The following is a 14,476-nucleotide window of genomic DNA, read 5'->3' on the forward strand; positions in this document are numbered from 1 at the left end:
CGCTACACCAGGCGGCCGGGCACGGTGAGGTCCATCAGCGCGTCCCGGTGCACGCCGGGCGGCAGGGCCTGGAGCGCCGCCGCGGCCACCCGCACATGACGGTGCGACACCTCGCGGGCCGCCGCCGTGCCGTCGTAGGCGTGGACCAGTTCCGCCATGGCTTCGTAGCGCTCGTCGACGGGTACGGAGACATCGGCGAGCAGCCGCTCGATCCGCCGCTGCTGTTCGGCGGTGGCCCGTTCGTGGGCGAGCAGCACCGGCAGGGTGGGACGGCCGTTGCGGACGTCGGAGATGTTCGGCTTGCCCGCGCGCGTTCCGTCGTAGGCCATCAGGTCGTCGCGTATCTGGTACGCGATGCCCAGCTGGTCGCTGTACTCGCTGAACGCCTTCAGGGCCGTGTCGTCGGCTCCGCCGAGGGTGGCGCCGACGCCGCAGGCCATCCACAGCAGGGCGCCGCTCTTGTCCGCGATCATGTCGAGGTAGGTGTCGACGGAGCAGATGCCCCGGCTCATCCGGATCTCCCGCAGGGCCGCGTCCCCGATCCGCAGTCCGGCCCTGGCCAGCACGGTCAGCGCCCGGGCGACCCGCGCCGGGGAGGCACCGGCCTCCTGGCACTCGGCGAGGGCGGCGAAGCCGTGGAAGAACAGTCCGTCCCCGCCGACGATCGCCGCCGACGGCCCGAACACCGTGTGCGCGGCCGGCTTGCTGCGCCGTTCCCCGTCGCTGTCGATGATGTCGTCGTGCATCATCGCGCCGACCTGCACGCACTCCACACCCACCGCCGCGGGGAGGACGGTGGCGATGTCACCTCCCACCGCGAGACTGGACCGGATGGCCAGCCAGGGGCCCATCATCTTGCCGAAGGGCATCAGCCCGTACCGCACCAGTTCGTCGAGTCCCGAAACGTCGTGCGGCCACCGGTTCTCGACCTCGGCCCGCACGATGTGCGCCACCTCGGGATCAGCGACCTGAGGCACATCGATGTCGGTCATGAACACGACGTTAGGCAGGCCGTACCAGGGCTGTCGTCACCGGCGGCCGGCCTCGGCCCGAGTGGTCCCCAGGGATGGCATCTTTGACCCGGAACCCGGTCCGGACCTGACCTGACCGGGGCCGGAGGGGCCGGAAGCAGGGGCCGGAGGGGGCCGGAACCGAGGCCGAAAGGAGACCGGGACCGGAACCCGGCCCCGGCACCCGGCCCCCGCGCTCAGGGCGCCGTCTGTGTCAGTCTCCCCGCCAGGCTGGCCGCGGCCAGTTCGACGCGGGACCGGCAGCCGGTGCGGGCGAACAGACGGGTCAGGTGGTTCTCCACGGTCTTCTCGCTGATCTCCAGGCGCAGCGCGATCTGCCGGTTGGTCAGGCCCTCGCCGATCAGCTCGATGACGCGCCGTTCGGTGACCGCCAGTGCCTCCCGCCGGCCGGGGGCGCGCGGTGCGGGAACCCCTCGTTCGCGGGTCACCGCGCGGACGCGTTCCAGCACCGTGGACGCGCCGCACCGGGTGGCCAGCGTGTGGGCCTCGCGCAGCCAGGGCCGCGGATCCTCGGCGAACCGCGCGACGACCACGCACGACGCCAGCAGCGACGGCAGGTCGTCCCGCTCCCGGGTCAGGTCGGTGGCCAGCCGGAGCCGGTGCTCGTCGCGGTGCACCAGGCCGCGCGCCAGCAGGAGGGCTTCCCGCGCCACCGTGCCGGCCTCGTCGGGCAGCAGCTCCATCTCCTGGAGCAGGTCCGCCGCCCCGTCCCGGTCACCGGCGAACGCGGCGATCCGGACCGCCCGGGTCAGCAGGAGGTGCAGGCCCTCGGGCAGTCCGGCCAGGCGCAGCCGCCGGCTCACCCGCAGGGCCAGCCGGGCCGCCCGCCGGTCGTCACCGGCGCGGCTGAGCACACCGAGCCGCACCCAGGCACGCAGTACGGCGATGCCCGGGACCGGCGCCACGTCGGCCAGCCACTGGGCCGCCTGCCGCGACTCGCCGCGGGCGGCGTACATCTCGGCGGCCAGCAGCCGGGCCGCGTGGTGCACCAACGTGTCCTCCGTGTCCGACAGTTCGAGTTCCCGGACGGCGGACATGGCCCGTGTCCAGTCCGCACTCGCGTAACCGTGCACCACCCGCTGGTACACGGCGAGCACACCGGTCAGGGGGGCGCGGTGGTGGGCACTGAGGACGAGATGTGTCACGGTGCCGACATCGATCGTCGGCCCCATGGGGTGCGGGCGGCCCGGCCCCGGGGCGGACCCCGCCCGGCCGGAGCGGCGCCAGGTCCGCTCGTAGGCGCCGGGATCACCGCTCATCGCGGTGCTCAGCAGGGCCATGCGTTCGGCCGGGTCGTGGGGGTCCGCCGCCGTTTCGGCCGTTCCGCAGGGCACGGGCTCCCGGCCGGGTGCCGTCGGACGGCCGAACCACCACAGCCCGAATCCGGCCCGTTCCCGGCCGGTGACCCCGGAGTCCAGCAGCGACCGCACCGCGCCCTCGGCGGGCGGGCGGCCGGAGTGCAGGGAGATCAGGACCGCGGCGAGGTGGATCCGGGCCAGGGTGCCCGGGGCGCAGCCCTGTTCCGCGTACTGGGTGAGCACGTCGCCCAGCAGCTCGTACCGGCCCGTCCGGGCGACCAGTCGCATCAGCCTGTTCAGCGTGCGGGAGTGCTCCGGTTCGTCCGGGGACATGCGGCGCAGCGCGGCCACGCACCACCGGGCGGCGTGCTCAGGCTGCTCCTGCTCGGCGTCCGCGGCCCGGTCGAGCAGCCAGCCGACCATCCGCGGTTCGAGCACGACGGCCGTTCCGCCGCGGGCGATGTGGTCGGCGAGCACCACGGGGTCGACCTCGTCGCCCCGGCGGTGCCGGGACAGCAGCCGCTCGGCGACCGCCGCGTGCAGGGCGGCGCCACCGTCACCGCCCGCGGGGCCGACGGCCCAGGCCGCCAGGGCGGGACACCGGCAGCTCAGCCGGCCCGCCGGGTCGGCGACCAGGACCTGCGCGTCGATGAGCCGGTCGAGCAGGCGACCGCAGTCGTCGAGCCGGGCGCCGGTCACTTCGGCGAGCAGCGGCAGATCGTCGACGTGCATGCCGTCCCACACGGCGACCGCGTACAGCAGCCGCGCCGCCGGGTCGCCCAGGGCCGCGACCCGGCGCACCAGGTGGTGGTCGGCGGGCAGATGGACCGGTTCGGCCGGCCTGCTCAGGCACAGCCGGCCGCGGAAGAGGGTCAGCCGGCCGCGCCGGCGCAGATCGGCGAGGGTGCCCAGCAGCGTGCCGGGGTTGCCGAACAGCGGTCCCAGTGCCGTGCGCAGGAGGTCCGGCACGGACTCGTCGAGGCGTGCCCCTTGGGCGCGGCGGGCCAGGGACTCCGCGACGTCGTCGGCCAGCGCTCCGAGCGTCATCACCTGGTCGGCGGCGGCCAGCAGTTCGGCGGTCCCCGGGGCGTGTCGGGCGCTCTCGTCACAGGTGGCCAGCACCAGGAAGCCGGCCCGGCGGGCCGCGGTGAGCACGGGGGCCGGCTCGGCGACCGCGTGCGCGTCGTCGACGAGCAGCGCGGTACGGCCCCGGCCGCCGATCCGGTCGAAGAGGTTGCCCAGCGCGGTGACGACGGCCGGGGTCCATCCGCCCGTGCCCTGTCCCGCCACGTCGCTCAGCCGGGCCACCGTGCCGAGCGCGTCGCCGTGCCCGGCCTCCGGGAACCGCTCGAACCGGTCGCGCACGGCGCGCACCAGCGGCGCGAGGGCGAACGCGTCATCGCCGCCGCTGTCCGGGTCGGCGCCCGGGCGCACCGGCAGGACGCGCACCCCGGCCGCGCGCAGCAACCGCTCCGCCTCGTCCAGCAGCGCGGTCCTGCCGATGCCGGCCGGTCCCTCGATGACGACCAGGCCGCCACCGCCGGCCGCCGACACCGCGCGTAACTCCGCCAGTTCCTGGTCCCTGCCCCGGATCATGGCACGTGCTCGGGCCACTGCGGGCCTCCTCTCGTGACACCTGTGACGCCGTGTGCCGCCGGGTGCGGCGCGGCTCCCCGGGCCACCACCCTTCGGGGCCCAGGTGTCCGGGAGGCGTCCGAGACGGCTCGCCCCGCATTCAACTGCCCGTCGAGGACGCGATTGTAACGTTCGGGAGTGCTACCGGTCGGGCGCGCTGGGCATACTGTTTCGGTGATCAACTACTGGCGTGGCGCGGCCTGTTCGGACCAGCCGGCGCAGCCGCTGTTCGGCCGTGGCACCTCCATCGCGCACATCGTCTCCATCGCGACCTCACCCGACGCCGCCTCACTGGTTCTGGTCACGGGCCCGACCGGGATCGGGCGCGGCGCGGTGCTGGCCGCCGTCCGGGACGAGCTGACCGCCCGGGACGTCACCACCCTGACCCTGCGGGTGGCGCGCGCCGAGCGCGACCGCCCGTTCTCCCTGGCGTCCCGGCTGGCCGCCGAACTCGCCGCGGCGAACCCGGACGGCGACGTCAGACGCACGGCGAAGGGCGCCGCCCCGGGGCCGGGCCGGGACGCCGGGCGCCGGCTGGCCGCCGAGCTGCGGGCGGCCGTCACCGCCTGCGACAAGCTCACCGTCCTCGTCGACGACGCCCAGTGGACCGACCCGGACTCCCGTGCCGTACTGCTGCCGCTGGTCCGCGCGCTGGCGGGGGGACCGGTCACGTTCGTCTGCGCGCTCCGCCCCTCACCGGCCGACCCGGCGGGCGAGCGGGCCGCGCTGGACCAGTTGTGCGCCGCAGGTCTGGCCGAGGTGGTGCCGCTGCGTCCGCTGCGCGAGTCCGAGGTCCGCGCCCTGGCCACCCAGCACCTCCAGGCCAAGCCGTCGGCGTCGCTGCTCGGGTACCTGGGCCGGGAGTGCCGCGGCAGGCCCGCCGCCGTGCTCACCGCCCTGGCGGGGCACCGCAGGAGCGGCTCGCTGCGGGTCTTCGACCGGCACGCCTACCTCACGGCGTCGGACCAGCCGCCCTCGCTGCCGTCCGACCTGCCGCCGGTGGAGTACCTGAAGCAACTGGGCGGGCAGGTCTGGCCGGTGGCCAAGGCGATGGCCGTACTGCATCCGCTGGGCTCCGCCGCGATCGGGCTGGCCGGCGAGGCGGTGGGCGCGACGGAGGACGAGGTCCGCGCGGCCCTGGCCGAGCTGTACGCCGAGGGGGCGCTGCGGCACGGGCCCGGGCCGGACCACTGGAGGTTCCGGGTGCCGCTGCTCGCGTCCGCGCTGATCACCTGTCTCGGGCCGTACGAGCGGCGCAGGCTCGCCCAGCTGGCGGTCACCGCGATCTGGGCGGGCACCGCCGTCGCGGACGACCGGTACCTCGCGGAGCAACTGGTCGCCGCCGGCCGGTTCGTGGACTCCGGGCGGGCCTCCGTCGAACTGCTCGCCAAGGGCACCGCCGCCATGCTGGACGACGGATACCACGCGGAGCGCTGGCTGCGCGCCGCCCTCGACCTGATCGCCGAGCCGGAGCGGCGCGCCCACGCGCTGGTCATGCACGCCTCGACCTGTCTGATCCATCTGCGGTACGGCGAGGCGCTGGAGAGCGCGTCGACGGTCATGTCCGAGTACGCCGACCTGGTCTCCCCCGAGACCCTGCTCGAGATGGAACTGGTCTACGTGGCCTCGCTCGGCGGGACCTCGGACATGGCGGCACTCGCCGAGATCTGTGACGGCGGCTGGCGCTCGCTGCCGGGCAGAGAGGGGCACCGGGCCCTCACCCGCTGCATCGCGCTGTGCCATCTCGACCGCTGGCGGGAGGCGGACGAGCATCTGGAGGCCCAGCGGCACACCTGGAGCCGTGACAACGATGTCGTGACCGCGTTGGGGCTGCTGTTCAGCGAGTGCGTCCAGGCGATCCTCGGCAGGACCGAGCTGTTCGAGCGGGCCGTCGCCGCGCCGACCCGGTGGCCCTTGTGGACGCAAGGGGTGCGGCACCGCTTCGAGCGGCTGTCGCAGCTGGCCCGGGTACTGATGCTGCTCGGTGATCCGGACCGGGCGGAGGAGGTGCTGGCGGTGCACCGGCTGCCGTCCGCCTACCGGCCCGTTCCCGACCGGGTGGTCGCGGACAGCCAGAGCGGGCACTGGGACCGGGCGCTCGGTCTGGCCCTGGAGAGTCTGGCCGTCGGGCTGTCGATCGGCGATCTGCCCACCCACACCCTGATGTGCCGGGAGACGAGCGTCATCCTCGGTGCGCGCGGCCGGCTGGCCGGGGCGCGCGAGGTGATCGAGCGGGCGCGGACCGTGCAGCCCGTGATGCTCCATCTGCTGGCCGCGCCGGAGTCGTACCTGGAACGCGCCCTGGGCGCGGCCGACCGGGCCGACCAGGTCGTCACGGACGCGCTCGCCGTGGCCGTCGAACGCGGTCTGGTCGCCGGCACGGACGACCTGTGGCTGCTGCGGGCCGAGTCGGACATGGCGGCGGGCGACCTGGCGGCGGCGGAGCGGTGCGCGGACGAGGCACACAAGGTCGCCGAGCTGCTCGGCACCGGCCGGGCCCGGCTGTCCCACCTGCTCACCGCCGCCGTGGTGCACCACGACCGCGAGTCCGCGACCGCCGCGGTACGGCTCGCACGCAAGCGCGCACAGCCGCTGGAGCAGGCCGACACGCTCGCCGCGGTGGTCCGGTACGGGCTGGCCGATCCGTCGTTGCTGCACGAGGCGTACGCGCTGTACGGCGACCTCGACGCGCTGCTGCGCAGGGCACAGCTGCGGAACCTGATGCGCGCCCACAAGGTCGCCGTGCCGGGCCGGAGCTTCACCATCGCCGAGAACGAGCGGCTGCTGGCCACCCTGGTCACCGAGGGGCTGACCAACCGGGAACTGGCGGTCGCGCTCGGGTGCAGCGAGAAGAGCGTGGAGAGCCGGCTGGGCAGACTGTTCAAACGCACCGGGTTCCGTTCGCGGGTCGAACTCGCCTCCGCGATGCTGACCGGTGAGTACGCCGCCTGACACGGCTTCCCGGCCGGGCCCTGGGCCCCTGTCCTGACGACCAGCCGTTTCCTCACACCCGGCCGTCGACGTCCAAGGCCGTCCCGTACAGCCGCTCCGCCCTCGGCCGGATGACGATCCTGCGCTCGGCGGCCAACTGCTCGAGGAACGCTTCCTCGTCCTCCGGCTTCGCGGCCGTCGGGACCATCGCGAGCAGTTCCCGCCCGACCGCGTCGCCGGGGACCGTCGTGATCCCGGATGCCTCCGCCGGACCCTCGGCGACGGCGAACGACCAGACGTCACCGCCCTGCACGTGCAGCGCCGCGCGCGGGTTGCGCCGCAGGTGCTTGACCTTGACCCGGTCAGCCGTGGTGGACAGCCGCACGACGCGGGCCTCGGGGTCCCATCTGTAGAGCATGGTGGTCAGGTGCGGGTGGCCGCTCTGCTTGACCGTGGCGAGGGTCCCGAACCGCTGCTCGGCGAGCAGACCGGAGGGCTTCGCCGGACAGGGGGCGAGGCGCTGGTCCTAGAGATGCTGCGCTCAACTCCCTTGTCCTCCCTGGCATTCCAGGTCCGTCGCGGCAGCCCGCGACCGGTATCGCTCATACCGTTCCCCCTCGGACCTGCGACGGGATCGCTCACCACGCCGAGAGCCCCGCACCCGCATCAGGGGGAAGCCCCCCAGCCGGTCGCCGGGCACGGCCGGCGACCGGGCCGGGCCGGGCCGGTCAGGGAGCGAGCACGACCGTCTTTCCGGTCAGCCGCCCGGCGCCGGCGTCCTCGTGCACGGCGGCCAGCTCGGTCACCGAGCGGTGGGCGACGACGTGGAGTCGGAGCTTGCCGGCGTCCACCTTGCCGACCAGCTCGGCCAGTTGCGCCCCGTCGCCGCGGACGAACAGGTTCGCGCCGCGCACCCCCCGGGCGGGGTCCTCGGGAACCGGGCCGGCCGTGCTCGCGGCGACTCCGCCGTCGGCGACGTAGGCCGTCAGCCGGGCGAGTTCCTCCGGGGAGACACGCACGTGGTTCACCACGACCTGGAACGGACCGCCCACGGCCGCCGGACCCGCGGCGAGGTCGAGCGGGCCGACGACCCGGTGCGCGCCGTAGCCCCGCAGGCGGTCGGCGTGGTGCGGCGCGGCCACCGCGGTCACCCGCGCCCCCGCGTCGACGGCGAGCTGCACCACCAGGCTCCCCACGCCGCCCCCGGCCCCGTTGACCAGAACGGACTGGCCGGACCGCACCTCGCCGAGCTCGAAGACCGTCTGCCAGGCCGCCAGGCCGGTCAGCGGCAGTGCCGCGGCGTCGGCCAGTTCGGTCGTCGACCGGGTTGAACGACGTCGCCGCCACCCGCACCAGCACCTGCCCGGTGCCGGGAACCGGACGGTCGACGTCCTCGTAGCGCAGGACCTCGGTGCTGCCGAACTCGTGGAAACGCATGGCCTTCATGGCACTTTCCTCCAGGATGTGACGGGTGCCGTCGCCAGGGGATCGAGGCGATCGGACGGAAACGAGGAGCACTCCGAGGTGCTCAGGTCAGCTGCACCGACCGGATGGAATTGCCCATCACCACGCGGTCGATGGCGCTGACGGCACTGGCGGGCTCGTCGGCGGCACCGACGGCGACCAGCAACGGGACGAAGTGCTCGGCCGTCGGATGGGCGACGGCGGCGCCGGGTGCCTTGGACCGGTAGTCGGCCAGGGCGTCGGCGTCGCCGCGGGCCAGGGCGTCGACGGCCCACGCGTCGAAGGCCGTGGTGGCCGCGGCGAGATCCGGCCGCCGGAAGACGGCGAAGCTGTGCGTCATGAAGCCCGAGCCGAGGACGAGGACGCCTTCGTCCCGCAGAGCCCGCAGGCGCGCACCGAGCTTCAGCAGGGCGTCGGGATCCAGACTGGGCATCGACAGCTGCACGACCGGTACGTCCGCCGCGGGGTACATGGCCATCAGCGGGATGAAGGCACCGTGGTCGAGACCACGGCCGGCGAACTCGTGCACCGGCGTCCGGCCCAGCAGACCCGACAGCCGTCGCCCCAGGTCGGTGGCGTCCGGGGTCGCGTAGGGCAGGGTCCTGTAGCGGGGATGGAAACCGCTGAAGTCGTAGAACAGCGGGGTACCGGCGGCGGTACCGGACATCGCGGCCGGGGCCTGTTCCCAGTGGGCCGAGACGACGACGATCGCCCGGGGCTTGGGCATCGACTGCGCCCACTCGAAGAGGTCACCGAGCCACCGCGGGTCATCGAGGGTGAACGGGGCCCCGTGACTGACGAACAGGCCGGGCAGAGGACCGTCCGACGGCTCCCACAGCCGCTGCCGGCGCGCCTGCGGCAGCACCCGGGCCAGCAGCTCGTCGTACGCCGCGGCCGGAGCGGATGAGGGAACGAGGGAGGTCAGGCTACTCATGGAGGTCATGAAAATCGACTCCTTCACTTGCCCGAGCAAGTGTCTTGACTTGCCCAGGCAAGTGAAAAGCTACCTCGCGAAAGCTTGCCCAGGCAAGTGATCCCGCTTGCCTGGGCAAGTATGATGGGGTTCATGAACACCGAGTCACCCTGGCTCGACGATGACGAGCAGGCCCTGTGGCAGGCGCTCCTCACCGTCGTCATCGCCCTCCCCGCGGCCCTCGACCGTCAGCTGCAGCGCCAGTCGGGCATCTCCAACTTCGAGTACGGAGTGCTGGCCCGGCTCTCCATGGCCGACGAGCACACGATGCGCCTCAGCGACCTCGCCCGGGACTGCGACAGCACCCAGCCCCGCTTGTCCAAGGTGATGGACCGCTTCGAGGCCCGCGACTGGGTCGGCCGACGGCCCGATCCCGAAGACGGCCGGTACACCCTCGCCACCCTCACCGACACAGGCCGGCAGAAGCTCGTCGAGGCGGCGCCCGAACACGTCGCACAGGTCAAGCGGCTCGTCTTCGATCCGCTCACCGCCGCCCAGCGCCGCCACCTCGGGACCGCGCTGCCCCGCATCGCCGCCACCGTGCGCCGGGAACTCGACCTCTGAGCACCGCCTCGAAGGACATCTCGTCCGAACGGTCCGCGGTCAAGGACGGCCGGCCCTCGGGCTGATTCCCCGACCGGTCCCCAAGAACGGTCGAGGGCCGGTTTCGGATCTCTCCGAAACCGGCCCTGACCTGCGACTGTCTCCAGTCGGGACGACAGGATTTGAACCTGCGACCCCTTGACCCCCAGTCAAGTGCGCTACCAAGCTGCGCCACGTCCCGATGCGGTCGTGCACGGCGTTCCGTGCGATCACGCGGTCAATACCTTACCGCACGCCCCGGGGTGCCCCGGAAACGGCACCGGCGCGGCACAATCGGCGCATGGACAGCGCATCTGCCGACGGGGACCGCGACCGCGACGACGAGGGCCGGGCGCGCAACGCCCGGCCGAGGGACGGGCTCGGCAGGCCCCTGCCGTACGGCGCGGACGGCGTGCCCCGGCAGCCCGAGGGCGTGGTGCGGGCACCCGAGGAGACGGTCGTGGAGGCGCAGCGGCTGCTGGACGAGGGGAAGCCGTTCCACGCGCACGAGGTGTTCGAGGACGCCTGGAAGTCGGGACCGGAGGAGGACCGGGAGCTGTGGCGGGGCCTGGCGCAGCTCGCGGTGGGGCTGACGCACGCGGCCCGCGGCAACGTCACGGGCGGGCCCCGGCTGCTGCGGCGCGGCGCCGGCGCCGTCGAGGCGTGGGCGGCCGGGGCCGCGCGGTGGCGGCCGTACGGGATCGACCTCGCCTCGGTCGCCGGGTGGGCGCGGGAGCTGGCCGGGGGCGTGGAGCGCGGCGGCACACCCGTGGACGCGGCGGCACGCGCACCCCGGCTGCGCGGCTGAACGGGCGTACGGCAGACTCGGGGCGTGCGGAAGATCCATGTCATCGGTATCGGCGCGGGCGACCCCGAGCAGCTCACCCTCCAGGCGGTGCGGGCCATGCGGGGCACCGACGTGTTCTTCGTCCTGGACAAGGGCGAGGTGAAGGCCGACCTCACGCGGCTGCGCCACGACATGCTCCAGGCACATGTGCCGCAGGGGACGTACCGCGTCGTCGAGGCGCGTGATCCGGAGCGGGACCGGTCGGCGGGCGGCAGCGCCTACTCCCCCGCCGTCGAGGACTGGCGCACCGCCCGCGCCGACGTCTACGAGCGGCTGATCGCCGAGGAACTGGGCGAGGACGAGACCGGCGCCTTCCTGGTGTGGGGCGACCCGGCGCTGTACGACAGCACGCTGGGCATCCTGGAGGAGGTGCTGGAGCGGGGGTCGGTGGAGTTCGGCTACGAGGTCGTCCCGGGGATCAGCAGTGTCTCGGCGCTGGCCGCCCGGCACCGCACCGGGCTGAACCGGGTCGCCCGGCCGGTGCAGATCACCACCGGGCGGCGGCTGGCCGAGGAGGGCTTCCCCGACGGGGTGGACGACGTGGTGGTGATGCTGGACGCCCGGCAGGCCTTCCGGGCCTGTGCCGACCAGGACGTCCACATCTACTGGGGTGCCTACCTCGGCACGCCCGACGAGATCCTCGACTCCGGTCCGGTCGCCGAGGCGGCGCCGCGGATCGAGCGGCTGCGCGCCGAGGCCCGGGAGCGCAAGGGCTGGATCATGGACACGTATCTGCTGCGCCGCGCCCCGGGCAGCAGGTAGGGGCACCCGGCCGGACCGGGCCCGCATGCGTGGCCGGGCCGGCGATGTGATCGTGTCCGTGTGACCGTCGCCGAGGAGAGCCCACGCACCGCCGCCGCCCAGCCGCCGGTACTGGACCCGCGGCGGCGCAACGTCGTCTTCGTCACGATCGTGCTGGGCATGCTGCTCGCGGCCCTGGACCAGACGATCGTCGGCACCGCCCTGCCGACGATCGTCTCGGACCTCGGCGGGGCCGAGCACATGTCCTGGGTGGTCACCTCCTATTTGCTCGCCGAGACCGTCGCGACGGTGCTGGTGGGCAAGTTCGGCGACCTGTTCGGACGCAAGATCGTCTTCCAGGTCTCGGCGATCGTGTTCATCGTGGGTTCGTTCCTGTGCGGGCTGGCCACGAACATGACCCTGCTGATCGTCTGGCGGGCGATGCAGGGGGTGGGCGCGGGCGGGCTGATGGTGACCGCGATGGCGCTGATCGCCGACGTGATCCCGCTGCGCGAGCGCGGCAAGTACCAGGGCGCCATCGGGGCCGTGTTCGGCGTGGCCACGGTCATCGGGCCGCTGCTCGGCGGGCTGTTCACCGACCATCTGTCCTGGCGGTGGGCGTTCTACGTCAACGTCCCCATCGCGGTCGTGGTCGTGCTCGCCGCCGCCCGCACCATTCCAGTGGTGAAGTCGGTGCTCCGGCCGGTCATCGACTATCTGGGCATCGCGCTGGTCGCGATCGGCGCCAGCGCGCTGATCCTGGCGACCAGCTGGGGCGGCAACCAGTACGCCTGGGGCTCACCGGTGATCATCGGGCTGTTCGCCGGCGGGGTGGCCGCGCTGGCGCTGTTCTGCTGGGCGGAGAGCCGGGCGGCCGAGCCGATGCTGCCGATGCGGCTGTTCGCCAACCCGGTGTTCACGGTCTGCTCGATCCTCAGCTTCATCGTCGGCTTCGCCATGCTCGGGGCGATGACGTACCTGCCGAGCTACCTCCAGTACGTCGACGGCGACTCGGCCACGGTCTCGGGGGTGCGGACGCTGCCGATGGTGATCGGGCTGCTCGCCTTCTCCATCCTCAGCGGCACCGTGGTCAGCCGGACGGGACGGTACCGGCTGTTCCCGATCGCCGGTGCCCTGGTGATGGCGCTCGGCCTGTACCTGATGTCCCTGATGGGTCCGGACACCGGCGCGGCGCTGGAGTCGCTGTACATGTTCGTGCTCGGCGCCGGCATCGGGCTGTGCATGCAGGTGCTGATCATCGCCGTGCAGAACACCGTCGAGTACGCCGAACTGGGCACCGCCACCTCGGGCGTGACCTTCTTCCGTACGCTCGGCTCCTCCTTCGGCACCGCCGTCTTCGGCACCATCTACGCCAACTCCCTCACCCCCAACCTGCGGGACGGGATCGCCTCCGCCGCGGCGACCGGTACCGCCGATCCGGCCGCCATCAGCCGGGCGGCGACCAGCCCGGAGGGCGTGCACGGGCTGCCGTCCGAGGCGGCCTCGCCGATCATCGGTGCCTACGCGGACACCATCCAGACCGTCTTCCTGTGGACGGTGCCGGTCGCGGGCCTCGGCTTCGTCGTCGCCCTGTTCCTCAGACAGGTGCGGTTGCGCGACAGCGCGCGGGCCGGGTCCACCGACATGGGCGAGGGCTTCGCCTCACCGAACGACACCGACTCCCGGCGGGTGCTCGAAGCGTCCGTGGGGAAGATCATCGGCGGTACGCGGCTGGAGACCGCGCGCCGGATCATCGCGGACAGCGACACCCGGCTGGACGTCGCGGGGGCGTGGGCGGTGATGCAGGTCGAGCTGTTCACGCGGCTGGTCGGACACGCCAGTCTCGGTCTGATCGCCACGCGTCACCGGGTGCCCCCGGAGGTGCTGCTGCCGGTGTTCGACCGGATGGTGGAGGAGGGCTATCTGACCCGGGACGGTTCGCTGCTCTCGCACACCGGGGCGGGCGCCCGTGAGGCCGCGGTGATCGCGCGGGCCTGGACGACGTGGCTGGAGGACCGGGTGGCGGGGGACATCGGCCGTCCCGGTGACGCGGAGATCCGGGCGGCGGTCGACGCGATCGCCAAGCGGCTGCTGGTGGAGGACCTGAGCAGCGGGCTGCCGCAGCGGGTACGACGGCCGGCCGGCGCGACGGCGGGCCGTTGACCTCCGGGTCTACCGCAGCAGCAGTTGCAGGCCGCCGAGGACCGTCGCCGCGATGACGAGCCGCTCGAAGAGTCTCTGGTTGATCCGGTTCACCGCCCACTTGCCGAGCAGCGCGCCGGGCACCACGAACACGACGAGCGCGGCGTCGAGCAGCAGCGAGTACCCGTCGATCAGGCCGAGCCCCACGCTGAACGGCAGCTTGGAGACGTTGACGATCAGGAAGAAGAAGGCGGAGGTGCCGAGGAAGCCCAGCTTCCGGAAGCCCGCGGAGAGCAGGTACATCGACATCACCGGGCCGCCCGCGTTGGCGACCATGGTGGTGAAGCCGCCCAGCACACCGTACGAGCGGGCCTTGAGCCGGCCGGTCCGGGTGGCGGTGCCCTCCTCCGGCCGCTCCCGCTCCCCGGCCGTCCGCCGCCGCCACACCGTCACCGCGGCCATCACGAGCAGGATGACGCCGATCGACGTCCGCACCGCGCCGTCGCCGGCCCACATCAGGAAGAGGGTGCCGGCGACCACCCCGGCCCCGACCGCCGGGAACAGTCGCCACAGCGTGGGCCAGTGCGCGTGCCGCCGGTAGGTGAGCACGGCCAGCACGTCCCCGGCGATCAGCACCGGCAGCAGGACGCCGGTGGAGGCGCGGGCGGGCAGCAGCGCCGCGAAGATCGCGAGGCTGACCGTGTTGGCGCCGCTGACGGCCGTCTTGGAGAAGCCGACGAGCAGGGCCGCGAGGGCGAGCGCCGCGAACTCCCAGCCGGTGAGGTGCCAGTGCGTCATCATGTCCATTACGAGGACAGATGGTATGCGCAGC

General features: G+C 73.4%; 10 protein-coding genes, 1 tRNA gene and 1 pseudogene. 5 read left to right on the forward strand and 7 right to left on the reverse strand.

Annotated features, from left to right (window positions below; genetic code table 11):
* Positions 1 to 2: 2 nt before the first annotated feature.
* Together J7I94_RS27960 and J7I94_RS39280 are read right to left on the reverse strand one after the other, a co-directional pair.
* The gene (locus J7I94_RS27960) at positions 3 to 992 is read right to left on the reverse strand and encodes a polyprenyl synthetase family protein (protein ID WP_215171312.1); all 990 of its coding nucleotides are present in this window, start codon (positions 990 to 992) and stop codon (positions 3 to 5) included.
* 215 nt (positions 993 to 1,207) lie between these two features.
* Positions 1,208 to 3,943, reverse strand: a complete 2,736-nt coding sequence (locus tag J7I94_RS39280; RefSeq protein ID WP_215171314.1) for a LuxR family transcriptional regulator — start codon at positions 3,941 to 3,943, stop codon at positions 1,208 to 1,210.
* Between the two features lie 195 nt (positions 3,944 to 4,138).
* Here J7I94_RS39280 and J7I94_RS27970 point away from each other — a divergent pair, with 195 nt between their 5' ends.
* A complete protein-coding gene (locus J7I94_RS27970) occupies positions 4,139 to 6,916 on the forward strand; it encodes a LuxR family transcriptional regulator (RefSeq protein ID WP_215171316.1) in 2,778 nt (925 codons plus the stop codon).
* Positions 6,917 to 6,968: 52 nt separating this feature from the next.
* Here J7I94_RS27970 and J7I94_RS27975 read toward each other — a convergent pair.
* The 3 genes and pseudogenes from J7I94_RS27975 to J7I94_RS27985 form a co-directional block, all read right to left on the reverse strand.
* Positions 6,969 to 7,461, reverse strand: a pseudogene (locus J7I94_RS27975) (pyridoxamine 5'-phosphate oxidase family protein).
* Positions 7,462 to 7,623: 162 nt separating this feature from the next.
* Entirely contained in the window at positions 7,624 to 8,136 is a 513-nt protein-coding gene (locus J7I94_RS27980; RefSeq protein ID WP_374198428.1) for a zinc-binding dehydrogenase, read from the reverse strand.
* 287 nt (positions 8,137 to 8,423) lie between these two features.
* Entirely contained in the window at positions 8,424 to 9,173 is a 750-nt protein-coding gene (locus J7I94_RS27985) for a dioxygenase (RefSeq protein WP_374198430.1), read from the reverse strand.
* A gap of 252 nt (positions 9,174 to 9,425) precedes the next feature.
* Here J7I94_RS27985 and J7I94_RS27990 point away from each other — a divergent pair, with 252 nt between their 5' ends.
* Positions 9,426 to 9,896 carry a MarR family winged helix-turn-helix transcriptional regulator gene (locus J7I94_RS27990; protein ID WP_215171317.1) on the forward strand — a complete coding sequence of 157 codons (471 nt, stop codon included), beginning with the start codon at positions 9,426 to 9,428 and terminating at the stop codon, positions 9,894 to 9,896.
* 146 nt (positions 9,897 to 10,042) lie between these two features.
* Here J7I94_RS27990 and J7I94_RS27995 read toward each other — a convergent pair.
* A tRNA-Pro gene (locus J7I94_RS27995) sits at positions 10,043 to 10,116 on the reverse strand.
* Between the two features lie 99 nt (positions 10,117 to 10,215).
* Between J7I94_RS27995 and J7I94_RS28000 the strand changes: the two genes are divergently transcribed.
* The 3 genes from J7I94_RS28000 to J7I94_RS28010 are packed head-to-tail and all read left to right on the forward strand — an operon-like array spanning position 10,216 to position 13,665.
* Positions 10,216 to 10,722 (forward strand): DUF309 domain-containing protein, encoded by a 507-nt coding sequence (locus tag J7I94_RS28000; protein ID WP_215171319.1) that lies wholly within the window; start codon positions 10,216 to 10,218, stop codon positions 10,720 to 10,722.
* A 24-nt stretch (positions 10,723 to 10,746) separates the two neighbouring features.
* On the forward strand, positions 10,747 to 11,523 hold the full coding sequence (gene cobF / locus J7I94_RS28005) for a precorrin-6A synthase (deacetylating) (RefSeq protein WP_215171321.1): 777 nt from the start codon (positions 10,747 to 10,749) through the stop codon (positions 11,521 to 11,523).
* A gap of 60 nt (positions 11,524 to 11,583) precedes the next feature.
* Complete coding sequence (locus tag J7I94_RS28010) at positions 11,584 to 13,665, forward strand: MDR family MFS transporter (RefSeq protein ID WP_215171323.1); 2,082 nt, start codon at positions 11,584 to 11,586, stop codon at positions 13,663 to 13,665.
* Between the two features lie 9 nt (positions 13,666 to 13,674).
* On the opposite strand, the gene J7I94_RS28015 is transcribed toward J7I94_RS28010, so the two are convergent.
* A complete protein-coding gene (locus J7I94_RS28015) occupies positions 13,675 to 14,451 on the reverse strand; it encodes a sulfite exporter TauE/SafE family protein (RefSeq protein ID WP_215171325.1) in 777 nt (258 codons plus the stop codon).
* Positions 14,452 to 14,476 lie beyond the last annotated feature (25 nt).

This window comes from Streptomyces sp. ISL-12 (genome assembly GCF_018614415.1).
In the GTDB taxonomy this organism is placed as follows: Bacteria; Actinomycetota; Actinomycetes; order Streptomycetales; family Streptomycetaceae; genus Streptomyces.